This is a genomic window from Exiguobacterium sp. UBA7533, from assembly GCF_002479335.1.
GTDB lineage: Bacteria > Bacillota > Bacilli > Exiguobacteriales > Exiguobacteriaceae > Exiguobacterium_A.
This window is the reverse complement of record NZ_DLMP01000001.1, coordinates 798,157-823,357: the sequence shown is the minus strand read 5'-3', so window position 1 is coordinate 823,357 and position 25,201 is coordinate 798,157. Positions and strand designations below refer to the sequence as shown.

At 49.1% G+C, this 25,201-nt stretch carries 25 protein-coding genes; 19 read left to right on the top strand and 6 right to left on the bottom strand.

Annotation, left to right across the window (positions count from 1 at the left end; all coding sequences use genetic code 11):
- Nucleotides 1-62: 62 nt before the first annotated feature.
- Nucleotides 63-935: a helix-turn-helix domain-containing protein gene (locus tag B2U10_RS04075; RefSeq protein ID WP_290785799.1), complete on the bottom strand. Its 873-nt coding sequence runs from the start codon at nucleotides 933-935 to the stop codon at nucleotides 63-65.
- A 147-nt stretch (nucleotides 936-1,082) separates the two neighbouring features.
- Between B2U10_RS04075 and B2U10_RS04070 the strand changes: the two genes are divergently transcribed.
- The 4 genes from B2U10_RS04070 (at nucleotide 1,083) to B2U10_RS04055 (ending at nucleotide 3,697) form a co-directional block, all read left to right on the top strand.
- Nucleotides 1,083-1,229: a hypothetical protein gene (locus tag B2U10_RS04070; protein WP_290756601.1), complete on the top strand. Its 147-nt coding sequence runs from the start codon at nucleotides 1,083-1,085 to the stop codon at nucleotides 1,227-1,229.
- A 79-nt stretch (nucleotides 1,230-1,308) separates the two neighbouring features.
- Nucleotides 1,309-2,514: a hypothetical protein gene (locus tag B2U10_RS04065; RefSeq protein ID WP_290785796.1), complete on the top strand. Its 1,206-nt coding sequence runs from the start codon at nucleotides 1,309-1,311 to the stop codon at nucleotides 2,512-2,514.
- Nucleotides 2,507-3,244: a hypothetical protein gene (locus B2U10_RS04060; protein WP_290785793.1), complete on the top strand. Its 738-nt coding sequence runs from the start codon at nucleotides 2,507-2,509 to the stop codon at nucleotides 3,242-3,244. The genes B2U10_RS04065 and B2U10_RS04060 overlap by 8 nt, the downstream gene beginning before the upstream one ends.
- Before the next feature lie 141 nt (nucleotides 3,245-3,385).
- On the top strand, nucleotides 3,386-3,697 hold the full coding sequence (locus B2U10_RS04055; protein WP_290785790.1) for a hypothetical protein: 312 nt from the start codon (nucleotides 3,386-3,388) through the stop codon (nucleotides 3,695-3,697).
- A 37-nt stretch (nucleotides 3,698-3,734) separates the two neighbouring features.
- Here B2U10_RS04055 and B2U10_RS04050 read toward each other — a convergent pair whose 3' ends face one another.
- A complete protein-coding gene (locus tag B2U10_RS04050) occupies nucleotides 3,735-4,154 on the bottom strand; it encodes a helix-turn-helix domain-containing protein (RefSeq protein ID WP_290785787.1) in 420 nt (139 codons plus the stop codon).
- 207 nt (nucleotides 4,155-4,361) lie between these two features.
- Here B2U10_RS04050 and B2U10_RS04045 point away from each other — a divergent pair, with 207 nt between their 5' ends.
- Nucleotides 4,362-4,886, top strand: coding sequence for a VanZ family protein (locus B2U10_RS04045; protein WP_290785782.1), 525 nt, complete (start codon nucleotides 4,362-4,364; stop codon nucleotides 4,884-4,886).
- A 17-nt stretch (nucleotides 4,887-4,903) separates the two neighbouring features.
- Nucleotides 4,904-5,899 carry an ATP-grasp domain-containing protein gene (locus tag B2U10_RS04040; RefSeq protein WP_290785779.1) on the top strand — a complete coding sequence of 332 codons (996 nt, stop codon included), beginning with the start codon at nucleotides 4,904-4,906 and terminating at the stop codon, nucleotides 5,897-5,899.
- Between the two features lie 66 nt (nucleotides 5,900-5,965).
- Here B2U10_RS04040 and B2U10_RS04035 read toward each other — a convergent pair whose 3' ends face one another.
- Together B2U10_RS04035 and B2U10_RS04030 are read right to left on the bottom strand one after the other, a co-directional pair.
- Entirely contained in the window at nucleotides 5,966-6,724 is a 759-nt protein-coding gene (locus B2U10_RS04035; protein WP_290752739.1) for a homing endonuclease associated repeat-containing protein, read from the bottom strand.
- Nucleotides 6,725-6,753: 29 nt separating this feature from the next.
- Nucleotides 6,754-8,022 carry an O-antigen ligase family protein gene (locus tag B2U10_RS04030; protein ID WP_290785777.1) on the bottom strand — a complete coding sequence of 423 codons (1,269 nt, stop codon included), beginning with the start codon at nucleotides 8,020-8,022 and terminating at the stop codon, nucleotides 6,754-6,756.
- Nucleotides 8,023-8,360: 338 nt separating this feature from the next.
- Between B2U10_RS04030 and B2U10_RS04025 the strand changes: the two genes are divergently transcribed.
- From B2U10_RS04025 to B2U10_RS03965, 13 genes are read left to right on the top strand one after another with little or no spacing between them, the layout of a single operon-like run.
- Nucleotides 8,361-8,996 (top strand): YveK family protein, encoded by a 636-nt coding sequence (locus tag B2U10_RS04025; RefSeq protein ID WP_231496901.1) that lies wholly within the window; start codon nucleotides 8,361-8,363, stop codon nucleotides 8,994-8,996.
- Between the two features lie 21 nt (nucleotides 8,997-9,017).
- The gene (locus B2U10_RS04020) at nucleotides 9,018-10,883 is read left to right on the top strand and encodes a polysaccharide biosynthesis protein (protein ID WP_290785773.1); all 1,866 of its coding nucleotides are present in this window, start codon (nucleotides 9,018-9,020) and stop codon (nucleotides 10,881-10,883) included.
- A 15-nt stretch (nucleotides 10,884-10,898) separates the two neighbouring features.
- Nucleotides 10,899-12,158, top strand: a complete 1,260-nt coding sequence (locus tag B2U10_RS04015; protein WP_056063271.1) for an oligosaccharide flippase family protein — start codon at nucleotides 10,899-10,901, stop codon at nucleotides 12,156-12,158.
- A gap of 12 nt (nucleotides 12,159-12,170) precedes the next feature.
- Nucleotides 12,171-13,457 (top strand): glycosyltransferase family 39 protein, encoded by a 1,287-nt coding sequence (locus B2U10_RS04010; protein WP_290785769.1) that lies wholly within the window; start codon nucleotides 12,171-12,173, stop codon nucleotides 13,455-13,457.
- The gene (locus B2U10_RS04005; RefSeq protein WP_035410391.1) at nucleotides 13,447-14,481 is read left to right on the top strand and encodes an NAD-dependent epimerase; all 1,035 of its coding nucleotides are present in this window, start codon (nucleotides 13,447-13,449) and stop codon (nucleotides 14,479-14,481) included. The genes B2U10_RS04010 and B2U10_RS04005 overlap by 11 nt, the downstream gene beginning before the upstream one ends.
- Entirely contained in the window at nucleotides 14,471-15,820 is a 1,350-nt protein-coding gene (locus tag B2U10_RS04000) for a phenylacetate--CoA ligase family protein (protein WP_290752719.1), read from the top strand. The genes B2U10_RS04005 and B2U10_RS04000 overlap by 11 nt, the downstream gene beginning before the upstream one ends.
- Nucleotides 15,821-15,832: 12 nt before the next feature.
- Entirely contained in the window at nucleotides 15,833-17,176 is a 1,344-nt protein-coding gene (locus tag B2U10_RS03995; protein ID WP_290785766.1) for a nucleotide sugar dehydrogenase, read from the top strand.
- A complete protein-coding gene (locus tag B2U10_RS03990; RefSeq protein WP_035410382.1) occupies nucleotides 17,164-18,273 on the top strand; it encodes a glycosyltransferase family 4 protein in 1,110 nt (369 codons plus the stop codon). The genes B2U10_RS03995 and B2U10_RS03990 overlap by 13 nt, the downstream gene beginning before the upstream one ends.
- Before the next feature lie 15 nt (nucleotides 18,274-18,288).
- Complete coding sequence (locus B2U10_RS03985; protein ID WP_290752713.1) at nucleotides 18,289-18,909, top strand: sugar transferase; 621 nt, start codon at nucleotides 18,289-18,291, stop codon at nucleotides 18,907-18,909.
- On the top strand, nucleotides 18,890-19,960 hold the full coding sequence (locus B2U10_RS03980) for a lipid II:glycine glycyltransferase FemX (RefSeq protein WP_035410377.1): 1,071 nt from the start codon (nucleotides 18,890-18,892) through the stop codon (nucleotides 19,958-19,960). Before B2U10_RS03985 ends, B2U10_RS03980 begins: the two co-directional genes overlap by 20 nt.
- Nucleotides 19,957-21,108, top strand: a complete 1,152-nt coding sequence (locus B2U10_RS03975) for an aminotransferase class I/II-fold pyridoxal phosphate-dependent enzyme (protein WP_290785762.1) — start codon at nucleotides 19,957-19,959, stop codon at nucleotides 21,106-21,108. The genes B2U10_RS03980 and B2U10_RS03975 overlap by 4 nt, the downstream gene beginning before the upstream one ends.
- A gap of 23 nt (nucleotides 21,109-21,131) precedes the next feature.
- Complete coding sequence (locus B2U10_RS03970; RefSeq protein WP_290785759.1) at nucleotides 21,132-21,875, top strand: hypothetical protein; 744 nt, start codon at nucleotides 21,132-21,134, stop codon at nucleotides 21,873-21,875.
- Nucleotides 21,876-21,904: 29 nt separating this feature from the next.
- Nucleotides 21,905-22,795, top strand: coding sequence for an LCP family protein (locus B2U10_RS03965; protein ID WP_290785756.1), 891 nt, complete (start codon nucleotides 21,905-21,907; stop codon nucleotides 22,793-22,795).
- 275 nt (nucleotides 22,796-23,070) lie between these two features.
- Here the strand turns inward: B2U10_RS03965 and B2U10_RS03960 are convergent, their stop codons facing one another.
- Nucleotides 23,071-23,676, bottom strand: a complete 606-nt coding sequence (locus B2U10_RS03960; RefSeq protein ID WP_290752698.1) for an AmiS/UreI family transporter — start codon at nucleotides 23,674-23,676, stop codon at nucleotides 23,071-23,073.
- A gap of 145 nt (nucleotides 23,677-23,821) precedes the next feature.
- The gene (locus B2U10_RS03955; RefSeq protein WP_290774658.1) at nucleotides 23,822-25,075 is read right to left on the bottom strand and encodes an SH3 domain-containing protein; all 1,254 of its coding nucleotides are present in this window, start codon (nucleotides 25,073-25,075) and stop codon (nucleotides 23,822-23,824) included.
- Nucleotides 25,076-25,201 lie beyond the last annotated feature (126 nt).

The window sequence follows — 25,201 nt, the reverse complement described above, 5'->3', positions numbered from 1 at the left end:
AGCAAGTGGCAAAAACAGAATTACCGTATGAGTATGTTGTTATAAATAAGGCACAAGTTTAATTAGATAATGTATTTTGATTTATAGGTTAATATGATTTGCTGATATTCTTTCATTTTTAATAATTCAAAGAATACAAAAGCTCGTTCATAAGATTTTTTGATTAAATCATAGTCTTCGTTTAAATTTTCAAGACAAGAACCTTTTTGGTAATATAGCTGACCAAGCATAGACATATCTTTATATTTTAAACTTTGCTCGATTGCTTCATTAGTTATGTTGAGCGCATACTGCATGTCTTTCAACTGAAAAAGAGTTTTTGAGAAATTATATAGAATGCGAATACGATCTAATACAAGTTCTTCGCTCTCAAAGTCTAGGTTAATAATTTCTTCGTAAACTTTTCTACTATGTGAATAATTTTTATTTTCAGAGTACAGATTTGCAATCGCTGACTTTATTCGAATAATCATGCTAGGAGAATAAAAGGTGGAGGAATACTTTTCCGATAGCTGGCGTAAGACTACAATGCAAGTTCTATAATCAATTTTATTTAATTTGTGAGCAGCAATATTATTGTAATAGTTAAGTAGCAAGCTAACTTCCTCATCAACATTTGATTGTTCTAGTCTTGATTTTGTTTCATGGTAAACGTCATCAAATTCGTTATTTCGAAATTTTTTCAGTAGTTCTTCGTCTAGATGATAGAAAGCTTCACGATAATTGGCATGATCAAAGAATGAAGAAAAAGGAACTTGTAGTTTTTTAGATAGTGCAAAGAGAAGCTCAACCGTCGGTGAATGGGTACCACTCTCGATCTTGCTGATTTCTGCTTGACTGCAAATTCCGTTTGCTAAATCTTTTTGTGTCAGATTATGTTTCTTTCGCAGTCGGCGTAATGCTAAGCCGATTTGCGGTGACATGAATTGATCCATCGGCTCCTCGTCCTTTCGTGAAGATTGAACTGGTACAGGGTACCAATTTCTATTATAGAAGCGAATGGAACGGGATACCACTGATTTACTTGATTTCGTATCAATGTTTCAACGACCATCTCACTTGATTCAGAAAGGGGTACAACCATGACACTCATTTTAAAAGAAACGCGACGTAACATGACTTCTTGCGCTTGGTGTCTCAATCCTGCTACCGTCTCCGTCGCCCCCCTCGCTCATCGGGAAATGGACCGGACTAATACGAAACCAAAAGCAACTATCAAATCGGCTTAATACACACAAAAAGGACTTCATTCGGATAGTAGAGAATGAAGCCCTTTTTTCAATCACTTGACGAGAAAGGAGAGAGGACATGATCGGATTATCACTTTTATCGGAACAAAACGGCTGGTTACAACGTTCCTTGCCATCCCTCGCGATGCAGACTTTTTGTGAGACACATCGTATTTCAATCGATGCCTTTGATTATGATACGCATACGTTTCATGATTTACTCGATTACATGGATTTTCAGGAATATGAGCACTATGTCTTCGTCCTCCAAGGAGAAGGGGAGCGTACGTTGCGTCTCGTTGCCTATTTGCAACACGAGATGCTACACGTCCAGTTTCATTTGATCCGGCAGAACGGGGAGGTTCTGTTCGGTCAACCGGATTTCCTGAACGGTCTCTTCTTACCGCAGGAAGAGATACCGGTTTCGGCATCCGTTCCGGCTGTCCATCATGCTCTCCTTTCGTTGATGACGGGTGTCTATCCCGCATCCGTGCCGCACCATCCACAACCGCTGCGTCATGTCTACATTGAGGACAGCTCATTGTTGGACCGGATTCCAGTAGAGAGTTTTCAAATGATGACGATCAATAGTGTCATTTATTTTGATCATCCGATGCGGCACGATCTGCCGATCATCGAACTGATGAGCCGGACCCCGATTTTGTTGACGTTCTCAGATCGTTTATCTCCGTCACTTGCGTCACAGCTGACGGTTTTATCTCGCGATGCACTTGCCGAGCGGTTACAAGACTGGCAGCAAACGGGGCGCATTCAAAACGATCAATCGATGGGTATTCTCGATTATGCGACATTAAGCGGATTACGCGTCTCGCATCGCCTGTTCTTTTTTGCGGACGGGATTTACGCTGATCGACAAAAAACGATTCAGTTGAGTGCGGATATTTCAAGCGATATTGAATGTCTTCGAGAACAGCAACCTCAACCGGAGGCGCTCGCATCGCAAACGGAACTGGAGTTGTTTCCGTTGTTGTATCAACTGGCAGGGTCGTTTCAAGGGACGAGCCGTTTCATCACCCCTTACTCGGATCTTGAATTACCCCGGACGTCTGGACGGATTGGACCGTTAACATTGATCGGCATTCAAAATGAGGAAGGGTGTTTTGCGTTCGATCGAACGACGTTACGCCTGTTCGAGACGAACGAAGCATTCCTCTGGATTTTAGAAGCGGATCAAAAGGAACAATTCGACGTGTTGCCAGAGCGACTCGGCGCAGACTATGCGGAAGCGATTCAGCATTACAAGGAGTTGATGTATCATGGGTGAGATCTTATTTGGTCCGTTTTTGCGTAAAGGTAGCTACTCCCGCGTCCAAGTGCTCGATCATGTCCAGGGAGATGAACGATTTGGTCGATTGTACCAAGAAGCACAACAGTTAAATGAAGTCGATGAGTTGATGCTCTATCGACGTTATCTACAAAAAGGAGAGCGGATCCTGTTTCATGGAACGTTTGATCCATCCCTGTTTAATCTTTTATCGGATGAGGGGTATGACCTTTATCTGATCGAACCGGAAGCTTCGCGGACGAAGCAAATCGCGGAGGCGTATCAGCATAAGGTTTATGGATGGAGTCATGACGTGACGGACGTCGTCGGACCTGAGTATTTTGATCGAATCATCTTACCGGGAACGACGATTTTACGTTATACGCGCGGGGAATTACTGTTGTTCTTCCGAAACATCCGTCAGTTGCTACGACCGAGCGGACGCTTGCTTGTGTCCTTGTATCACATCGATCACCTGAAATCAATTGTCCATCCGATTGCGACACGACGCTTTCAAAAGACATTACTTTTCTATGGCTATCACATCGATGGGGAGCGTCTTTTGTTCAACGCTTATCTCAAATCCGGACAAGAGGAAAAAGTCAGTTATGCGATCGAATATCTATACGAACCAAAAACGCTGTTTGAATTTGCGACGTTATCGCGTTATCATGGACAATTTCTATATGAAGGAAAGACAATGATGGTATTGGAGTTCGAAAAACAATAAGTACAAAATATAATGTACTAATAAAATAAAAAATATATGTAATATATTGGTTTGAATAGGTCTAAAGACTGGGTAATGAGATACAGTAGTTTCCTTTGCACGATTCAAAGTACATCATAAGAAAGAGGAGCCGGATGTATCATGGAAAATCAGAGCGGAAGTACCTTTCAACAAAGTTGTCTATCGTTCATTGAGACCTTGTTTCCAGACGAACCTTTTCATTTCTTAGAAGAATCGAAAGCGACGGACGCCTTTGGTTATCCCGGTCGTCAATTGTTTTTCTCTTCATCTGCCCGTACTTTGAAATTCACTGTACTCGAGCAGGCGCATAAGCATTACGCACGTGTATTCGTATCCGAGAAAACAAGCGAAAATACGTTTTTTCGTCAGTTATTAGAAGCAACATATGACGACAATCAATTATACATCGATCATATCGTCCAAACAGAATAAAAAAAGAGATCAAAATCAGCTGATTTTGATCTCTTTTTTACGCTTCGATAGAAGAAAGACCCCGCTTTAATGCTTGATCAATGAACGTTGCCATCTCATCCCGGACAGGTGATGAGACGAGTCGACCATCAAAATAGATTTCCTTCGATAGACTGAGATGAACCAGTAAATCTTCAAGAATGAGCTTTAGATCAAGCGGTTGCGATGGTTCAAGCGCTTGTTGCATGAATTCACTCAATGAAGGATGCTGTACATACTTCGGATCGATGAGATCAATGATCGTCGTGTCTAAAGCAAGAGCCAATCGTTCCAAAACTTGAGCAGAAGGAATGCGCTGACCACGTTCGTAAGCGGAAATGTCCGTTGCTGATTCACCACACCGTTCACCTAAAAATTTTTGAGTATACTTGTGTTGTTTGCGCAATTGCATGATTTTTTTTCCTAGTGCACGATTCATGGCACTCCACTCCTATTCTTCAGCTCATTCTTTATAGTACTAATTAACCACTTTCATTATAAAAGAAACCTGATAAATGTAAAATATCGTTTTTCAAGGAAACTAAAAAAATGAACTGGGTTAAAATAGAAATTGATTTTCGGAGAAAATCGCCTATCGTTTCTGTCCGTGCTATTCTAAAGTGATATCACATAAGGGAGTGTCTTCATGAAAAAAATCACCTGGTCCGGCTATGTCGTCTTTGCCGTCCTATTGATCCTCTTCATCTCAAGTTCGATGCCCTATCAGGCGCAATCGATCAAACCTGATCTATCTCGCTATATCCCATTAGGATTCGTCGATCATCTACGATTCATCTCCTTCTCGTATCATGGAGAAGTCAGTGTAGCGGCGCTCGGACGCAGTGGGTTCATTGAATTTTTCATTCGTAAAGCAGCGCACGTCTCGACGTTTCTCGTATTAGGTATCGGCTTGATTGATTTGACGCGTCGTCGTTTGACACCGGGTCTTGCCATCTTATTCGCTTACTCATTAGCAATCACCATCGCTGTGTTTGATGAGTTTCATCAAATTTTAACGGGTGACCGGACTGGTCTCGTCCAAGATGTGCTACTCGATGGAACGGGAGCATTGATCGGAATCGGATGCTATCTGCTCGTTCGTAGGAAAAAAGTCCGGCGTCAAGCAGGAAGTCTTTCTTTCTGGCACGAAAAGAAAAGGCATCACTTTTAACGAAGGAGATTGCCACTATGAAGACTGCCCATTTGTTGATGACAAGCGTCGGTCGCCGGACGAAACTGGTCGAGTACTTCGTCCGTGAGATGCCGGACGGTCGCGTCAGTACTGCGGATTGTAATCCACTTGCACCGGGTCTTTATATGACGGAACGTCATTATCTTGTCCCGCGCATCGACGCACCGGGGTATATCGATCATCTACTAGAGTTGTGTCAGCGGGAAGGCGTAACGGCGCTGTTGTCATTGATAGATCCCGAACTGGAGTTGCTCGCAGCGGCAACGGAACGATTTGAAGCAATCGGTGTCACGGTCCTTGTCTCACCGGTGGATGCGTGCCAATTATGCTTTGATAAATACGCTATGTATACGTATTGTGTTACGGAAGGGATTGCCCATGCACGGACATACGCGACGCTCGACGCATTCAAAAATGCGCTCGCGCAAGGGGAAATCGCATTTCCAGTCTTCGTAAAACCACGTAACGGCAGTGCTAGTCTTCATGTCCAAACCGTCTCCTCCCTTCAGGTCGTCGAAGGATTGTTCGCTGTCCATCCGAATTTATTGATTCAGGAATACTTAAGAGGACAAGAGCTTGGCGTTGATGTTTATGTCGATTGGCTGACGCATGAGGTGACGGATATCTTCATTAAGGAGAAACTCGTCATGCGCGCAGGAGAAACGGATAAGAGTCGCTCCGTCAAACGCGACGACGTCTTTGAATTGATTGAGCAGGTCTTAGCGGGAACTCGTCTCGTCGGTCCACTAGATTTTGATCTGTTCGATGTTGACGGCACGCTCTACTTATCGGAAATCAATCCACGATTTGGTGGGGGGTATCTTCATGCCTATGAATGTGGGGTCAATTTTCCGAAAGCGATCCGAAACAATCTCCACGGGCAACGCAATCCTCGACGGATCGGGGCGTATACGGAAGACATCTATTTGTTGAAGCACGATACGGTGACACTATTACCGGCATCTTTACTTGAGCAGATCGAAAAATCATGATACGCACGAAAAAGGAGTGATCCGGTAACGTACCGGGTCACTCCTTTTTTAGATGGAAGAGAAGGATTAGGAAAGAGAAACGCGTGCACGCTTGAGACATTGCACGGCAGAGGTCCAGCTGCCGAAGAGGGCGTTGATCGTCGAGGTACTCGGAACCGAGCGACCTTCTGCCCATTTTCGGTAATGGATGATGCTGAGAGAAGGTAATTCTTCTTGTGCCTGCCGCAGTGCTTCAAGGACGTCTTCTTCGACCCATTTCCGGCGAGGTGGAGCGATGTCAAGGCAAGCGAGAGCATCTGCCCACGAACCATATTTACGGGCAATCGTCGCGACTGTCGGATGTCCATTTTCCTGTGCCCAAATCGCATACGTCTGTGTTGTCAGACGCGAAAGGACATCGGAAGCTTCAAGTAAAGCAGTGATGATCCGTTCTTCCGTCATCGAGATGGAGCGTGTCATCTCGATCTGTGCTTCTTCAAGCGCACGTGACCAAGAACCGAAACGTAAGTTGATCAGCGTCAAGGATGGTCCGTGTTTGGCTTTTGCCCACTCCCGGTAGCTATTACTATGGAAGGGATGTAAACGTGTCGATGCTTCCTTGATGAAAGTAAGAATCTCTTCATCTGAAAAATACGGACGAATTGATGAGAGACCAGCAGCTTGGAGTGCTTCACGCCAAGAGCCGAATACATTGATGATCGTCGTGATCGATGGAATGTCTTTTCCGACCGACCAGCGCGCATATGTCTTTGCGTCGAGAGAGGGATATTCGATACTAGCTTCGATCAGGCTATCGATGACTTGTTGTTCTGTCCATTTCTTCATGATGTCATACCCCTTTCGTGTAGGTGCGTCTAGGTGTGGGTACTGTCGTGATGTGGAAGTCGACGAAGCGACGCATAAGCAAGAAGGCTGAGCCAAATGAAATAAAATCCACTCGGTCTGACGAGAACACTTTCCGTGAATTGGAGTAACCCGAGCCAGCTGGCTAGCAAGAGCGCGAGGAAAGCGAGATCCGTCGTCTGAATGCGAAGCAGTCGATAAAACAGATACAGAAAGACTGCACCGTACAGCAGACAACCGATGAGACCGAATTCGTAGAGAAACGTGATCGGTGTGCTGTGAAATGTATAAAGAATCCGTTCCCCGAGTTGTTCCTGCATTCCACGCGGGGCACTTCCGATCCCGTGACCGAACCAGAGCGCGTCAGCGGAAGCGTGCCATCCTGCTTGCCAAAGCGTAAATCGTCCGTTAAGACTGAGCAGACGAGGAAGCAGACCTTGAAATGCGAAGACGGCACATAAGATCAGGCTTCCTGTCACATAACAGGCAGCTACCTGCATCCGGCGTCTCGTTCCCGGAACCATTCGAATACTCGTCAAGAGTGCCAGGAGGACGAAGGAGTAGATTCCTGTCTGCGAACCGCTCCTTAGCAAAGCAATGACGATCAGGAGTAAGAAAACAGCGTGCAGAAGACTTTGCCAACGTGGAAACTGTCGGAGTAGATAGAACCAAGCAAGCAGTCCTCCCGGAACGAGCCACGCTGCGAACGTATTCGGATTGTTCATCAGTCCAGCAAGGCGAAGGAATGAACCTTGCTCTCCGACATACAGCTGAGGAAACGACAAAGGACCGATTCGAAGCCATTGTAGGTTTTCGACCGGAACATACTCTGTGCCAAACGAGACGATGAGTGCGTAGGAAGCGAGAAAGACGGCTTGTCCGTAAAGGAAGTAATACAGAAGACGATGCCATTGATCGATCGATGTACGTGAGAGCGAAGAGACGATGCCGACGAAAAGCCAAGTCGAAATGAGGTAAAGCGAAGCAAGGACACGATCCGTATTCGCGTTAAAAAAGAAAAATACAATATGAAATGTCAGATAAATCAGAAAAATAAATCCGATTTGATGTCCAGTTGTGCGATTGACGCGATAGAACGGTCGTAAGATGAACCAACAGACGCTGAACAGAATGATGTAGGCAGGAAGCAACCAAAGTGACCACTGTTTCGGTAACACTTCGTCCGTAAAGGATAGAGGACGAATCCAAGCATCGAGCATGATCCAAATGACTAGGATGGATAAGGCAAACGATGTGGGTATATTGACTGATTTTAACATGATTTCTAAAGACTATCCACCCTTCATATAGGACTTATTACCGATTCAAATACTTTTTAATCGTCAAATTTGTATTTACCCTCATCTTTTAAAAAATCATGCATACCAATGAAAAAATATTAAGAAAAACGCAATCATTTTTTCGTGAATCGCGTTTTTTTTGTGACATGAATTCCTGCTGTGAACTCGCGTCACGCAAACGAGATAGCTACCGAAAAAAATATAATCATTTTCACCAAGCTCTAATTGTTTTGGAATTCGATTGGAAATAAGGTGTAGACATAACCAATGTCCATCCATTCGGTCAAGCTAGAAAGAGGTGAACAACAGTGAGCTCGATGCATCAAAGAAAAACCTTTGGAGATCATCTGACGACACTCCGACGCGGCTGGTGGCTACTGGCACTCTTCACGATGCTCTTCGCAGGTGCCGGATATGCACTCAGCACGTATGTCATTCCGAAGACATATGAAGCGACGGCCTACATCCTCGTCGTTCCTCAAGCAAACGCAGAGGCGACATCGACGCCGACACTCGTCAGTACCTATCAAGATATCTTGCGAAGCCCAGAGGTCGTCGATCAGGTTGCCCAAAAGATGAACGTCACCGACAAGCGATTATTCGATTTGACGGATCGTCTGACGGTCTCGAGCAATCTCGATTCGCAAGTCATCGCCTTATCCATCACAGATCGTTCAGCGGAGCAGGCAGCCATTCAGGCAAATACGATGACGGAAGTCTTCCAGGATTATCTCCCGCAACTGATTAACACGAGTAAGACGGAAGTCTTCTCTAGTGCACGAATTCCAACGAAGCCCGTATCCCCGAACATTTTGATGAATACGGGAATCGGTGGTGTCCTTGGTTTAATGCTCGGACTCCTGATCGTCTATTCGCGCTCGTTAAGCAAAAAAGAAGTGACACGTGAAGCGACCGACAGTTATCCGAAAGTCATTCCCCGGACGCACTCATGAGAGAGGAGAGGAGACACCATCATGCAGCATTCCCCGCTTACCCCGTATCGTCGGCAGTTGAAGATTGGACTCCTTCGCCTGATCGACGCCGGAGTCATCGCACTCGCAACCGTAGTAACGTTCTACTTCTTTAATCCGCTCCATCTCACCGTCAATTTCGAGTTACAGGATGCGCTCGAAATCGCACTCATCCAGTGGATTGCCCTCACCTTCGTCGCTCATTGGATGCGTTTCTATCAAATCATCTGGCGCTACGCGAGCTTACGTGATCTCGCCGTTCTCCTCGTCGTCGTCCTTGCCAGCAGTTTCGTTTTACTTGGTCTTGAATATGCGTTGTTCGACTTTGCGGTCGAACGGGCGATCTTCTTGCAGACGGGACTTGTCTTGAACGGTATCTTATTCGTCCGGTTGTTGATTCGTGGCCGTAGTCTCAGACTCGTTCCGGAGCATAAGACGCTCGGCAAACGGACGCTAATCATCGGTGCCGGAGCTTCCGGACAGATGATCACGAAAGAACTGAAACAAAAGAAATCGCATATCTTAAACGTCGTCGGATTACTCGATGACTCGCTTGAATTACGCGGGATGCGAATTCACGGTGTTCCTGTCATCGGAGCGATCGAGCAACTTGAATGCATCATCAAGGAACAAAAGATTGAAGCGGTCGTCCTCGCGATCCCGTCCTTACCGTATCCGCGACGAATCGAACTGTTGAATCGAATTAAACAGACGCAAGTCGAGGCGCATACGTTACCGATGCTCGTTGAACTCGCTTCCGGTAAGGTCTCGATTCAACAAATCCGTGAAGTCTCAATCGCTGATTTACTCGGACGGGAACCAGTCGAGCTTGATATCACGGAAATCGAACGAAGTGTGCATGGAGCGACGGTCCTCGTCACCGGTGCCGGTGGATCAATCGGTTCCGAGATTTGCCGGCAACTGATTCGTTTTCGTCCTGAACGACTTGTTCTTCTTGGACACGGTGAAAACAGTATCTACCTGATTCGCCGGGAACTCGAGTGTCTCAGCCAGGACATCCAGTTCGAATCCGTCATCGCCGATGTACAGGACAGTGACCGGATGCTTGAAGTCATGCGACGCTTCGAACCGGACCTCGTCTATCATGCGGCAGCCCATAAGCACGTCCCGCTGATGGAGGATAATCCGAGCGAAGCCGTCAAGAATAATATCTACGGAACACGTAACGTCGCCCGAGCAGCAGAAGCGGCTGGAGTCAAACGCTTCGTCATGATCTCGACCGATAAGGCAGTCAATCCGACGAGCGTGATGGGCGCGACGAAACGAATCGCTGAGATGGTCATCCAGCAGATGGCAAGAAATAGCGAAACGACGTTCGCCGTCGTCCGGTTCGGCAACGTCCTCGGTAGCCGCGGTTCCGTCATCCCACTTTTCAAGGAACAAATCGCGAAAGGCGGGCCGATCACGATCACCGATCCTCGGATGACACGTTACTTCATGACGATTCCGGAAGCGAGTCGTCTCGTCATTCAAGCGAGTGTCCTCGCAAAAGGAGGCGAAGTGTTCGTCCTCGATATGGGTGAACCGGTTCACATCACGACACTTGCGAAAAACTTGATTCACTTGAGTGGATTTACGGAAGAACAGATCCCGATCGTCTACAGCGGGATTCGAAAAGGGGAGAAACTCTACGAGGAACTGCTCGCTCGTGATGAGGTGCATGACGAACTCGTCTTCGATAAGATCCTCGTCGGAAAGACACGCCCCTTCGGCTCCGTCGATCCGTACTTGCGTGAGATCGCCCAAGCGCTCGATCGGGATGATACACTTCGCCAGTATTTATTAGAAGCGACGAACGAGACCGATGCCGATCCAGTCGCACCAACGATGCGGATCGCTCGTAAATAGAGAGGGGGTAGAACGATGAAAACGGTTCGGCTGTCTCGCTTCAATCTCATCTTCATTGCAGATACAGCATATTCGTTGCATCAATGGATGATCTTGACGCTCCTGATCAAATGGAGTACGCCGCTCAATATCGGCTACTTCAATTACGCCCTTGCCATCACCGCACCAATCGTCATGTTCTGTTGGCTGAATGCCAGTACGATCCTGACGGCAGAACGGGCTGGACTGACGAACTTCTGGCTCTTCATCAAGACCCGTTTTTCGCTCCTCTCGGCAGGTGTTTTCGTCCTCCTTGGTGTCTATTATTTCTTCGGTGAAGCGAACATCTTACTACTGACGTTACTCGTCTATCTCAATAAATACATGGAGTCGTTCGCTGATCTCGGATACGGCTTCTTACAGGGACACACTGCCTTCAAGGAAGTCGCCATCTCGAAGATTTTTCGCAGTCTCCTGAATGTCTCAGGCGCAGCACTCGTCCTCTTTACGACCCATTCGATCCAGGGATTCGTCATCGCTTTGATCACTGGTAACTTGATCATGTTACTCGTCTACGATCTCCCGACGATTCGCCGGGTCGGTCGTGGTTTTGACAACCAAGCGCTCGACTTACGATATCGATCCGGTAAGGAGTTGTTCCTTAAAGCGATGCCACTCGGGTTCGTCGCTCTACTGATCGCCTTGAACGCGAACATCCCACGGTTATTCGTTGGACATGCGATCGGAACGGAAGAGCTCGGATATTATGCAAGCATTGCCTATCTACTCGTACTCGGTAGTCTGTTCATCCACTCCTTGATTGCTGTCTTATTGCCGAACTTCTCGTCAGAGACTGGAGAACGCCAAAGTTTACCGGAACTGCGCAAGCTGACACGGTCGATGTTACTGATGACGAACGTCGTCGGGATCCTCCTGATTCTTGGAGCAATCTTCTTCGGAAAGTGGGGTTTGACGATTTTCTACAATGCGTCGTTCGTCAAATATCATCTGATTTTCGTCTTGATGATGGTCGCGTCGTTGTTCTTCTATAATTCGACCGTCATTCAAGCACTACTGACCGGCTTCCAGCAGTTTCGAATCCAGACACTCTCGATCTTCGGCAGTGTCGTCGTCAATCTCGTCGCTTGTAGCCTCTTGATTCCGTTGTACGGACTATACGGAGCGACGATTGCATACACACTTTGCGCAGTCACTCAGATCGTCCTACTGTTACCCGCGCTCTATCGCTCCTTGTATCCACGAAACGTCGCCCTCGTCGTCGAACAAAGCAGTTAAGGAGGGAAGAAGATGCGACCAATTCTCTTACTCATCGTCATTGAAGCGCTCGTTTGTCAATTCGCCCGGTCGCTCTTCCCGGACACGTACGTGACCGCCTTGCTGCTCATCAACTCGGTGTTGTTTCTCTATTATCTACTCCGCCAAGCCGAGACGACGCCGCTCTATCTCGTCTTCATCACCGCTTTCTTCGTCCGATTGGTTTTGATGTTCATCGATCTCGAACTGTTCCGCTTACCACCGCACAGTGGGGACGATACGGAAGCCTTTCATCTCGAAGGTGTCCAAATCTTCACCGACCCGTCGACCTTCAACGATGTCGTCCGCGGCACCTATTCCAAGTTTCTCGGAATTTTCTATCTGATGTTCGGACCGGAACGAATCCTAGCTCAGTTCTTCAACGTCATCCTCGGCGTCGTCGCCGTCGTCATTCTAGCAAAGACGTTACAGCGGTTACGTTTACCGGAACGATACGTCTTCGGTGCAACACTCATCTTCGCGTTCTTCCCGCAAGGATTGTTGCTCTCACCGATTCTCTTACGGGATCAGATCGTCGCTCTTGGTATCGTCTATACGCTTTATTACATGGTCCGCTGGACGGAAGAGAAGTCCAGCAGACATATGGTTCTCGCGTATCTCGGCTACTTCGTCAGTACGATGTTCCACTCCGGTCTTGCCGTTGGAATCGTCGTCTTACTCGTCTACTTCTCGTTTTATAGCCATGAGACACGACGCATGGACTTTGAACCGACGAAGGTACAGCGACTGATTTTCCAAGTACTCGTCGTCGGCTTCATCGTCTACAGCTTCCAAGACGTCTTGTTCGCGAAGTTCACTCACGTATCGGAAAACGGACAGTTGTTCAGCGGGATGAGCTATGACCGTGGCGGCTCCGCTTACTTGAATGGATTGACGGTGACAGGTCCAGGCGACATGATTCTCTACTCACCGATCCGGATGATCTACTTCCTGTTCTCACCATTCCCGTGGCAATGGTCGAGTGTCATGAACATCCTGATTTTCTTCCTTGACGCCATCTTCTACTTCATCGGTTGTTTTGCCATCGTTCGGTCGTTCAAACTGATTCGTCAGCATCCGTTCGGCAGCGTCCTCTTCTTCTTTTTCCTTCTTTTTGCACTCAACGCGTTGATCTTCGGTCTTGGAACCGGCAACGTCGGAACGGCCATTCGACACCGGTATAAGTTGTTCCCGATGTTACTCATCGTCTATACATCCGTTCACTACATGCGCCTGCAAGCGCGCCACTACTTCGAGGAGGTCGAACACCGTGCCGAATAAAACGATCTTAATCACTGGTATCGCAGGCTTCATTGGATTTCATGCCGCACGTCGTTTCATCCGGGAGGGTTACCGAGTCATCGGACTCGATGAAGTGAACGACTATTACGACCCGACGTTAAAAGAAGCCCGGCTCGCTGAACTCGGCACGAATTATACATTTTACCGGGTCTCGCTCGAAGAGACGGAAGTCGTCGCGCGAATCTTTGAACAAGAATCAATTGATCTCGTTCTGCATCTCGCAGCACAAGCAGGCGTACGGTACAGCATCGACCGACCAGACGTCTACATGACATCCAACATCGTCGGTTTTCTCTCGATTCTAGAAGCCTGCCGCCATCATCCCGTCGAGCAGTTGATCTACGCTTCATCGAGTTCCGTCTATGGATCGAATACGAAGATGCCGTTTGCGACGACGGACGCCGTCGATCATCCGCTAAGTCTTTATGCCGCTTCAAAGAAAGCGAACGAATTGATGGCACACACCTATAGCAGCCTTTACGGCATCAAGACGACAGGGCTTCGCTTCTTTAGCGTCTACGGTCCATGGGGGCGCCCGGATATGGCATTGTTCAAATTCACGGAGGCAATTGCGAAGGGCGAACCAATCGATCTCTACAACTACGGCGAGATGGGACGAGACTTCACCTACGTCGACGATATCATCGAAAGCATCTATCGTCTGTTCCAGACTGAACCGGAAGTCGACGCGACGTTTGACGCGTCAAATCCCTTACCGGATCGTAGCAACGTCCCGTATCGCGTCTACAACATCGGTAGTCATAGCCCGATTCGCTTAAGTGAATTCGTCGCCTTGATTGAACGACGCCTCGGTAAGACGGCGATCAAGAACGGGATGCCGTTACAGCCGGGTGACGTCCCGGAAAGTTTCGCCGATGTCTCCTCACTATTTGAGACAATCGGCTACCGACCACAGACGACGGTCGAAGCTGGTGTCCATGCATTCATCGACTGGTACGAGAGCCATTACTTGATGAAGGAGGAAATCCAAGATGGCGCTTAAAGAGAATATCTACTATCGCTCTCCAATTTTCATCCAAAATTGGCTGACCTCGTTATACGGTCGGAAGTTGATGCAAGAACGCTACGGTCGCTTCTATGAGCAAAAGATGAAGGAGCTCCGGATGAAGGACCGGACGCGGGATTACCAAGCGGAACAACTCGACCGTCTGAATGCGTTCCTTGCCTTCGCCGTGGCGCATACACCGTATTACAGACAACTCTTTCACGAACATGACATCCAGTTACCGTTTACGTCACTCGAGCAGCTGAAGACGATTCCGATCCTTGAAAAAGAGACGCTTCGCCAAAACAATGATGCTTTCATGTCCCGTGTCGATGCGCCGGTTCGCGGACGGACGGGAGGGACGAGCGGAAAGTCACTCCAAGTCGCCTTCATGCGAGAAGATGTCCAGGAACGGATGGCCCATCTTGATTACTTCAAGGAACTCCACGGTTTCAAGGCCGGAATGCGCCGGGCAAGCTTCACCGGGCGGACGCTGACAGCCGTCGATCAAACGAAACCGATCTTCTGGCGGATGAATCGACCACTCAATCAATTGTTACTCTCGATTTTTCATATGAAAGAAGAGAACTTCCCAGCCTATATTGAAGAGCTGAATCGTTTTCAACCACGCGCACTCGACGGAACACCGACGGCGATGGTCGAAATCGCCCGTTATATGCTGAAGCACCACATTCAACTGGATATCCCGCTGATCGCCATCTTCCCGACATCCGAAACGGTGACGGAGGAGATGCGCTCCATCCTCGAGGAAGCATTCGGTGTCCCGGTCTTTGATCAATACGGTTCCTCGGAAGGAGCACCAATCATCTCGGAGTGCCGCCATCATAAACTGCATCTGCACCACGAAACTGGCATCATCGAACCGTATGGAGAGGACGGAGAAGTCGTCGTCACATGTTTTACGACACGCGGCACACCGCTGATTCGTTACCGGATCGGTGACCGGATGACACTCAGTGACGAGACATGCGGCTGCGGATTAAATGGTCCCGTCATCGCCTCGATCGATGGTCGGGGAACGAGCTACATCGTCAGCGAGAAGCGTGGCAAAGTCTTCGAAGGAGACATCACGACGATTGCCCGGGAGCTACCGAACTCAGTTCTACGACTCCAAGTCGAACAGCATGCGCTCAATCATGTGACACTCCGCTATATTCCGGATGCGAAACGTTTCCAACCGAAGCACGAACAGATTCTCTTGAACGAGATGCGCAAGTTACTCGGCTCCGACATGAAAATCGTCCTCGAACCAGTCGAACACGTCAAACAAGAGCCAAACGGAAAAACGTTGATCGTCAAACAGTCGATGAAATAGGAGGAACCCAACATGAACAAGGCAGTCAAACACATCGTAGATACGACAGCAGCCCATACTGGTGCACTTCCCATTGCCAACCGTTCGATTGCCGTCGTCGGACTCGGCTACGTCGGACTTCCCGTTGCCGTTGCGTTCGGTGAAAAGACGGGCGTGATCGGCTTTGACATCAAGGAACAACGAATCCAAGAACTTCAAGAAGGCATCGACGCGACACTCGAACTGAGTCCCTTCACGTTGAAGAACGCAACCGTCGATTATGTCTCAGATCCATCGGTACTGCAGGCGAGCGACTTCATCATCATCGCCGTTCCGACCCCGATCAATGCACAGAACCAGCCGGACCTGACACCACTCTTACGGGCGTCGCACCTCGTGGGTCGCCAGCTCAATAAAGGCGACATCGTCGTCTACGAGTCGACCGTCTACCCTGGAGCTACGGAAGAAGATTGTATCCCGGTTCTTGAAGAAGCGTCCGGCTTATGCGCTGGTGTCGACTTCTTCGTCGGCTACTCACCGGAGCGAATCAACCCGGGTGACCATGAGCACACGTTTAAAACGATTAAAAAAATCGTCTCCGCCCAAGATGAACAGACACTGGATATCGTCGCGGAAGTTTATGAAGCCGTCGTCGAAGCCGGTGTCCACCGTGCCTCATCGATCAAGGTCGCGGAAGCAGCAAAAATCATCGAAAACACACAACGCGACCTCAACATCGCCTTGATGAACGAACTCGCAATCATCTTCGACCGGATGAACATCGATACGCTCGAAGTCCTCGAAGCAGCCGGTACGAAATGGAACTTCCTCCCGTTCCGTCCGGGTCTCGTCGGTGGTCACTGTATCGGTGTCGATCCGTTCTATCTGACAATGAAGGCGGAGTCACTTGGATACCATCCGGAAGTCATCCTTGCCGGTCGCCGGATCAACGATACGATGGGGCGTTTCATCGCAACAGCGCTCGTTAAGAACTTGATCAAACAGAACATGCCGGTGCTCGGCGCCCGGGTCACAATTCTTGGATTATCGTTCAAAGAAAACGTCAGCGACATCCGCAACTCGAAAGTTGCGAACCTCGTTCATGAAATCGAAGAGTTCGGAATCGACGTCCAAGTGACGGACCGACTCGTCGAAAAGAGTGAGGCAAAACGTGAGTACGGGATCGACTTACTCGAGATGAGTGAACTCAAACCAGCCGACGTCGTCATCTTTGCCGTCTCACACGAAGAATACGTTGAAGGTGGTTGGAATCTGGCACAACACTTACTGAAGGTCGGTCGCGGCATCGTCGTCGACATCAAAGGCATGTTGCCACGAGCAGAACAACCGGAGGGGGTCCACGTATGGCGCCTCTAAAAATCCTTCAAGTCTGTGCTCTCGATACGACGGCAGAGACGATGTTGCAGCCGCTCTTACTCGCTTTGCAAAATGCGGGGCACGACGTCGGCATCGCCTGTGCCGACACGGGTGCCTCGGTGAAACTGGCAGCAAAGGGATTCCGGATGCATGACATTCCGATCGAGCGGCGAATCGACTGGACGAGTAACTGGCGGACGATCCGTGAAATCACGCGAATCCTGAAAGAGGATGGTTACGACGCCGTCCATGTCCACACACCAGTCGCCGCCGCCCTTGGACGGGTCGCCGCCAAACGTGCCGGGACGAAGCATATCGTCTATACGGCACACGGTTTTTACTTCCACGAGAAGATGGGGCGGATGACGTATCAGCTAACGTATTCAGTCGAAAAGTGGTTGGCACGTCTCGCGACCGATTATCTGCTCCTTCAAAGCGAGGAAGATTATCAACTCGCCCAGCGCAAACGCTTTAAAGCGAATACCCGGCTGATGCATCTCGGAAATGGAATCGACTTGACCCGCTTCTACCCACGACCACGTGAAGCCGGAGCGCCGTTTACGTTCTTATTCATCGGTCGGATCGTCGAAGAGAAAGGAATTCTCGAACTGCTCGATGCATTCGAGGATGTCGTCTATCGTCACCCGGAAGCGCGTCTCGTCATTGCCGGTGAGATGATGGCAAGCGAGCGCGATCAGACGACGAAACACTTATTCTTACGGCGGATCCGCGAGATTCCAAACGTCGACTACCTTGGATTCGTCGAAGACGTACCGGGTTTGTTCCAACAAGTCGATGCCTTCGTCTTACCGTCGCATCGTGAAGGCGTACCACGATCAATCATCGAAGCGATGGCGAGCGCAAAACCGGTCATCGCGACAAACATCCGCGGCTGTCGTGAGGAAGTCGTCGAGGGGAAGACAGGTTATCTCATCGAAGTCCGCGATATCACGAAGCTTGCCAAACGGATGAACACACTCGTCGAACATCCTGACCGTGCCAACGAGATGGGACGGAACGGATTTGACCGTGCCATGAAACATTTCAACGAAGCCGACGTCATCAAACGACAACTTGATCTCTTTTCAGCTATGTAAAAGGAGGACGTCATCATGAAACGCACATTCGACTTCACGGTTAGTCTTATCGCTATCTTGATCCTGATTCCCGTCTACGCCCTCGTCGCCTTAGTCATCTATACGAAGCTCGGTCGTCCGATTTTCTTCAATCAAGTCCGCCCAGGTTACAAGGGGGAGTTGTTCAAAATCTACAAATTCCGCACGATGACGAACGAAACGGATGCTGAGGGAAAACTTCTCCCGGATGCAGACCGGATTCCGGCATCACTCGAGTGGATTCGTCGCTTAAGCCTTGATGAGATTCCGCAGTTCTTTAACATTCTTCGCGGTCAGATGAGCTTCGTCGGGCCGCGTCCGTTACTCGTCAGTTATTTGAACCACTATACGAAGGAGCAGATGACACGGCATGATGTCCTTCCTGGTCTGACGGGCTGGGCGCAGATTCATGGACGGAACGCGACGACGTGGCAACAACGACTCGAGCAAGATCAATGGTACGCAGCGAATCAGACATTCCGACTCGATCTCTATATCTTGTTCAAGACGTTCAAAATGGTCATCTCGTCAGAGGGGAACTCGACGGCTCATCAGACTGGGATGGGTGAGTTCAAGGGTCTCGACGGAGGTGTTCCCCATGATGTCGTTAAGCGATGAACGGTTAATCCGGGATCCGCGCGAATGGGATGCACTCGTTGCGACCTATCAGCTCGATTGTTACTACGAACATGCTTACTTCGAACTCGCGAAGGAACACGACGAGATTCCTGAGTTATTTTATTATCCGACGGAGTTTGGGACGTTGATCTATCCGTACTTGCGGCGACGGATTCCAGGCACACTCTTTGAAGATATCACGACACCTTACGGCTACGGTGGTCCTTCCTTCAAAGGCATCTGGTCACTCGATCAGATTCGCGAAGCGCGCGAGCGATTCGAACGCTATTGCAATGAGACGGGAATCGTCACAGAGACGGTTCGCTTCCATCCACTCTTGCACAATCAAGAACTGGGTCAATACTGGTGCCATCAAACGGAGATCCTGCAGCCGACCGTGACACTGGAACTAACGGACCCGTTCGAGATGATCGAAAGCGACTTTTCGCAAATGACGCGACGCAACATCCGGAAGGCGCGTCGCGAAGGCGTCACGATTCGTCTGGGACGCCCGGAAGAATACCGGGACTTCGCGCGTCTCTATCAGATGACGATGGACAAACATCAAGCCGATGCCCGGTATTACTTTGATCAGACCTACTTCGATCACTTCGCGGACGGACGAATCAAAAATGTCCTGTTGCTTGCTGAACATGACGGACGGATCATCGCCGGATGTATCGTCTTGACCGGTCGCCAGTTCGCGCATTATCATCTCGGTGCTTCCGATCCCGCGTCGTTAGCACTTCGACCCAACCACCTATTATTCGCGGAGATGATTCGTTGGGCAAAACAAGCCGGTTTTCAAGCGCTTCATCTCGGTGGAGGCACGACACGATCGAATACGGATAGCTTGCTTGCCTACAAACGATCCTTTAGTGCGAATCAAACGTTTTTTGGACTCGGTACGTCGATTCTGGATGCCACGATCTATGAGCGTCTAACGCGACAATTCGAACGACAACATCCGGAAACTCAAATGGGTCACTGGTTCCCGCTCTACCGAACACCGATTCGTCATCTGTCATCTCGAAGGGAGGAAACATCATGAAACACATCCCACTCTCCATCCCGCATTTAAGTGGTCAAGAAGCCCGTTATGTCACCGAGGCACTCGAGACGAACTGGGTCGCCCCTCTTGGACCAAATGTCGATGCCTTTGAACGAGATATGCAAGCGTACACGGGTGCTGGTGCAACGCTTGCGACGAGCAGTGGGACAGCAGCGATTCATCTGGCGCTCGCGACACTTGGTGTCACGACGGGGGATGATGTCTTCTGTCAGTCTTTGACGTTCATTGCTTCGACGAATCCGATTCGGTATGTCGGAGCGCGACCTGTATTGATCGACTCGGAAGAAGAGACCTGGAACATGTCGCCCGTTGCACTCCGGCGGGCGTTGATCCAGGCGGCAACACGTGGTCGACTTCCGAAGGCTGTCATCGTCGTTCATCTGTACGGTGTCGCCGCGCAAATCGAGGAGATTGCTGCGCTTTGTGAAGAATACGATGTTCCGTTGATCGAGGATGCTGCAGAATCACTCGGGACTCGTGTCAACGGGCGGATGACCGGAACGTTCGGAACGTTCGGTATCTATTCGTTCAATGGCAACAAAATCATCACGACGTCAGGCGGCGGAATGCTCGTCGCAAATGATCCGGCTCTGATCGAACGTGCCTTTTATCTCGGAACACAGGCGCGACAGCAGGTCTTGCATTATGAGCATACGGAAGTCGGCTACAATTACAGAATGAGTAATGTCGCTGCTGGGATCGGACGGGGACAGCTTGAGGTTCTCGATCAACGCGTCGATGCACGGCGGAAAATTTTTGATCGCTACGACCGTGCCTTTGCCCCGGACGGCGTCACGTCGCAAGTCGAGCAGCCTGGAACGTTCGCCAACCGCTGGCTCAGTGCCTTTCTTTTACCGGGTGGTCAAGCGCAACGCGATGCGATGATTCAGACACTGCAACAAGCGAATGCCGAGTCTCGCCCGGTCTGGAAACCGATGCACTTACAACCTGTCTATCGCGACGTACCATTCGTCACAGCAGAAGGGGTTGACGTCAGCCGTCGCTTGTTTGAAGACGGTATCTGCCTTCCGTCTGCTTCACAAATGACGTTCACTGAACAAGCCGTCGTCATCCGAAACGTTCGTCATGCTTTACAGACGACCGTACGCCGGAACGTCCAGTCATGAATATATGGGAAGGGGACATCGTCATGCGCGATATGGAGGAAGCGATCCAAGCACTCCGTCTCGCTGCGAACGGGAAGAATGAATTGACGGCCAATACCTATTTCCGCTGGCAACTCCACACCACTCATCCAAGCGTCGCGGAAATCCTGATGCTGTTTGGATCGTGGCAAATCGCCTTGGAACGAGCAGGCATCGGGCATGCCCGCTTGACGTTCACGAAATCGGAAATCATTGACGCCTTGCGTCAGGCACGGGAGGAACTCCATCCTTTCACGAGTGCGACGTACCGCGAATGGGCACAACAGAAACAAGCACCAAGCCTGACGGATATCGTCCATCAATTCAACTCGTGGCAGCAGGCATTGTCAGAAGCGGATATCTTAAAGGAACGCGTCCAGGAAATGGAACAACGGATCATCGAGTCATTACTGGAAGCGCAAGGGGTCTTGCCGGTCTTGACGAGTCAGACCTACACGAAGTGGGCGGCTGGTCAAAATCGTCCGACTGTCGCAACGATTGCCCGCCGGTACGGCTCTTGGTCAAACGCACTTGAAATCATCGGCATCGAATTCCCGCGTAAACGCTGGCGGGAAGAAGAAGTGCTCGACGTACTTGCTGAAGCCGCACAAGAGACGGAGCATCTGACGATCGCAAGTTATCAACGGTTCAGTATCGGACGTGATGCGCCAAGCATCGGAGTCATCACTGCCTTGTTCGGTAGCTGGCGCAATGCTTTACTGGTACTCGAAGCACAACGACCGTCCTGAATTGAAATTGAAGAAAAGGAGAATGGGTGATGAAGAAATGGAAATGGATCGTACTGACACTTACGGGGATTTGCCTGCTCCTTCTCTTTAGTTCAGGCGGATATGTGTATCATAAAGCGAGTCAGACGCTCAAAGAAGTTCAGGTACCGGTCAAAGCAAGCGTTGAGACGGAAAATGCCGTTGAGCAGAAAAAAGGACTCTCGTTTCTCTTACTCGGCGTCGATCAACGAAAAAATGAGACAGGACGGAGTGATACGATCATCGTCGTGACGATTGATCCGAAAACGAATACCAGTCAGATGATCAGCATCCCGCGCGACTTAAAGACAGACATCATCGGCAATGGTTCGAATGATAAAATCAACCATGCCTATGCCTTCGGTGGTTCACAGATGGCGCTTGATACGGTCAGTCATCTGTTAAAGATTCGAATCGACTATTTCGCTGAGATCAATCTAGCGGGTTTTACGGATCTCGTCAATGCGGTGGATGGGGTCAGAGTCAAGAACGATATCAATTTTTCGTACTATGAGATGCAGTTCCCAAAAGGAGAACTATCATTGAACGGGAAGGAAGCACTCGCCTATGCCCGTATGCGGCACGATGATCCACGTGGGGACTTCGGACGACAAATCCGCCAACGGCAAGTCGTTCAGGCAGTCGCCGATAAGATGACAGAAGACTTCTCGATTCGTCGCTTTAATGCTGTCCTCGACGCCCTCGGGAAAAACGTCAAGACGAACGTACCATTTTCCGTTGCCCGGACGGTCGCGACGGACTACCGGGATGCCTTACGCAACGTCAAGACCTTGTCGCTTGACGGATCAGGAGGCATCGAATCGGACGGCATCTATTACTGGCATCCGACGGATAAGTCGTTAAAAGAAGTTCAAGCTCAACTGCAGGAAGCGCTCAAATGATTGGAATGGAGAGGAAATTGCGATATCAGGACTGATTGATAACGAAACGAACGCTACTCTCATCCGCGCTTTCCTCAGGCGGGAAATCAGCCGCGGCAACCAACATTTCATGCTGTTTGCCAGGTCTGATTCATCCCTGACGAAAGTACCAATGGCACTTTCTTTTCCTGTAGGAGTCGCGGATGAACGATAGCGTTCTCCATCAATCAAAAAAGATGTCCATCTCCGATTCATAACCGGAAATAGACATCTTTTTTGATGAATCGATTAGCATGTCACGACGAGCGGATCGTCCGAAGCATCGAGAATTTCATCATCGTATAGAGGAAATAGACAACAGTCAGAACGGCAGCCCCACTCCATAACCATTGATATGCGGAACTAAAGTAGCCGAATCGAAGACCGATCAATGCCGGTACGATCAACGTCAACCAGCTTAATACGAGGGCGACGCGGGCAGTAATCGCGTCAATCGGACGATTCATTCCCATCCCGAGGAAAAACAGGCTCCAGAGCAATACCCAGAACAACCATGTCACCCCGCCGATGATGTCTGCTGTCGTGAAGCTGACAAATGCATAAAATAAAGCGGCGATCGCAACGAACAAGGAAAACCAACCGACACCGCTTCCGTCGAGGTTAAATAAGAACGTGATCCCGACATAAACATACGTAAAGGCAAACAAATAAATACTCGCGTACCCGAACGTCAACGCTGGATCACCTGCAGCACCGATGACAAGATACGTTGCGATGAACGTTTGCAGTAGACCCGTGATGAGACTGAAGACGCCAGCGCTACGGAGATCGACTTTTCCGAACAAGGTCAAACTATTTAAAAAGAGCGCAACGCCCCCAAATAATAAACTGACATTTCCCACGTAAAAACTCTCCTTCATTAAGACGTCAGACGTCTGATTCTAATTTCAACTCTAAGATGAATTCGTTTTCAGCGCAAGTATAATTTGAAGGAAAAAGAAAACAGTCTGGCTCCCGAAACGGAAAACCAGACTGTTGATGAGTCGATTATTGATTTAAGACGGAGCGAAGTGTCGTCTCGGTTTGGGACAACGTTCCTTTCAGTGTGACGAGACCATATCGTGTCGATCCTTTTTTGATGAAGAAGACACGTGTGTAACCAGATTCCGGTGTGTAACCAGTCTTGCTTGCATAAACACGTGTATCTCCTGGAAGCGACGTATTCGTATGATACCACGTCAATGTCCGTGCATACGGTCCTTTAACGGTCGTCTGATACGACTTGCGTCCACTGATCGTCATGAGCGTGCTGTACTTCGCATATGTATTCGCGAGTTTTTGCATATCAGCAGCTGTCGTGTAATGACTTGGATGATAGAAACCGTGTGGGTTCATGAAATGGCTCGCACTCATCCCGATTGAACGGGCGCGGTTATTCATGTACGAGACGAACTTCGATTCAGAACCTGCTGTCCGGACGGCGATCGCTTTTGCTGCATCGTTGCCAGAGCGGATCAGCATCCCGTTCAAGAGTTGGCGCATCGTCACTTTGTCGCCAACACGGAAACCCGCTACGCTACTGCCAGCAGGGACAGATAACATCGCAGACGTCAGGGTGAACGTTTGATCGAGTGTGCCTTTACGCGCTGCTTCGTCATAAGCGACGATCCCCGTCAATAGTTTCGTTGTACTCGCTGGGTAACGGCGAACGAAACTTTCTTTCGTCAATTGATAACTTGACGATCCAAGCTTAAAATACCGCATCGACGCAACAGGATAACTACCACTCGAGGGTTTTGGACTGCTCGTCGTCACTTTTCTAGCGACTTGGTTCGACACATAGTAGTAATTGGTCGTACCTTTGACCTTATACCAACCGTTCGAATACGAAACCGCATTGAACTTCGAGTTGTAAGGTGCGAGTCGCTTGATATTCTTTGACGATGCCGTGCTTGGGGATGTTCGGACGTTCGCTCCAGCTTTCGAGTAGACGACGATTTTGTACGTCTTCACTGAGCTACTCGATACTTTTTGAGCGACCTGGTTCGATAGATAACGATATGTACCTCCGTCCTTGATCTTGTACCAGCCATTCGTATACGAGACGGCTGTGAATTTTGCCTTGTACGCAGCACGTCTTACAATCGTTGCGGACGAGGCGGTACTCGGCTTCGAGCGGATGTTCGCTCCAATCGTCGAAGTGACGACGACTTGGTAACTGGCTGCCTGAGCCGGAATGGCGGGAAGGCACAAAGCGAACAATAATAAGAGCGTAAGACTAGTACGGAGCAAGCGCTTCATAAAAACTCATTCCCTCCTTGTTCAAATATGGTTTTATCATAAAACAAAAAAAGGAAATTCACTTCTTTTCAAAAAAAGGAATTTGATGCCTGTAAAGGGCTGTTTCTCATCTTTTCGTGTCAATTA

Bases quoted from the DNA above. Each gene is read 5' to 3' on its own strand.
- B2U10_RS04035 (WP_290752739.1), bottom strand. From the start codon at position 6,724: ATGAAGAAATGGACAGAACAACAAGTCATCGATAGCCTGATCGAAGCT.
- B2U10_RS04040 (WP_290785779.1), top strand. From the start codon at position 4,904: ATGAAGACTGCCCATTTGTTGATGACAAGCGTCGGTCGCCGGACGAAA.
- B2U10_RS04045 (WP_290785782.1), top strand. From the start codon at position 4,362: ATGAAAAAAATCACCTGGTCCGGCTATGTCGTCTTTGCCGTCCTATTG.
- B2U10_RS04060 (WP_290785793.1), top strand. From the start codon at position 2,507: ATGGGTGAGATCTTATTTGGTCCGTTTTTGCGTAAAGGTAGCTACTCC.
- B2U10_RS04075 (WP_290785799.1), bottom strand. From the start codon at position 935: ATGGATCAATTCATGTCACCGCAAATCGGCTTAGCATTACGCCGACTG.
- B2U10_RS03980 (WP_035410377.1), top strand. From the start codon at position 18,890: ATGATGTCGTTAAGCGATGAACGGTTAATCCGGGATCCGCGCGAATGG.
- B2U10_RS03970 (WP_290785759.1), top strand. From the start codon at position 21,132: ATGCGCGATATGGAGGAAGCGATCCAAGCACTCCGTCTCGCTGCGAAC.
- B2U10_RS03995 (WP_290785766.1), top strand. From the start codon at position 15,833: ATGAACAAGGCAGTCAAACACATCGTAGATACGACAGCAGCCCATACT.
- B2U10_RS03990 (WP_035410382.1), top strand. From the start codon at position 17,164: ATGGCGCCTCTAAAAATCCTTCAAGTCTGTGCTCTCGATACGACGGCA.
- B2U10_RS04010 (WP_290785769.1), top strand. From the start codon at position 12,171: ATGCGACCAATTCTCTTACTCATCGTCATTGAAGCGCTCGTTTGTCAA.
- B2U10_RS03975 (WP_290785762.1), top strand. From the start codon at position 19,957: ATGAAACACATCCCACTCTCCATCCCGCATTTAAGTGGTCAAGAAGCC.
- B2U10_RS03965 (WP_290785756.1), top strand. From the start codon at position 21,905: ATGAAGAAATGGAAATGGATCGTACTGACACTTACGGGGATTTGCCTG.
- B2U10_RS04000 (WP_290752719.1), top strand. From the start codon at position 14,471: ATGGCGCTTAAAGAGAATATCTACTATCGCTCTCCAATTTTCATCCAA.
- B2U10_RS04050 (WP_290785787.1), bottom strand. From the start codon at position 4,154: ATGAATCGTGCACTAGGAAAAAAAATCATGCAATTGCGCAAACAACAC.
- B2U10_RS04030 (WP_290785777.1), bottom strand. From the start codon at position 8,022: ATGTTAAAATCAGTCAATATACCCACATCGTTTGCCTTATCCATCCTA.
- B2U10_RS03985 (WP_290752713.1), top strand. From the start codon at position 18,289: ATGAAACGCACATTCGACTTCACGGTTAGTCTTATCGCTATCTTGATC.
- B2U10_RS04065 (WP_290785796.1), top strand. From the start codon at position 1,309: ATGATCGGATTATCACTTTTATCGGAACAAAACGGCTGGTTACAACGT.
- B2U10_RS04070 (WP_290756601.1), top strand. From the start codon at position 1,083: ATGACACTCATTTTAAAAGAAACGCGACGTAACATGACTTCTTGCGCT.
- B2U10_RS04025 (WP_231496901.1), top strand. From the start codon at position 8,361: ATGCATCAAAGAAAAACCTTTGGAGATCATCTGACGACACTCCGACGC.
- B2U10_RS04015 (WP_056063271.1), top strand. From the start codon at position 10,899: ATGAAAACGGTTCGGCTGTCTCGCTTCAATCTCATCTTCATTGCAGAT.
- B2U10_RS04055 (WP_290785790.1), top strand. From the start codon at position 3,386: ATGGAAAATCAGAGCGGAAGTACCTTTCAACAAAGTTGTCTATCGTTC.
- B2U10_RS03955 (WP_290774658.1), bottom strand. From the start codon at position 25,075: ATGAAGCGCTTGCTCCGTACTAGTCTTACGCTCTTATTATTGTTCGCT.
- B2U10_RS04020 (WP_290785773.1), top strand. From the start codon at position 9,018: ATGCAGCATTCCCCGCTTACCCCGTATCGTCGGCAGTTGAAGATTGGA.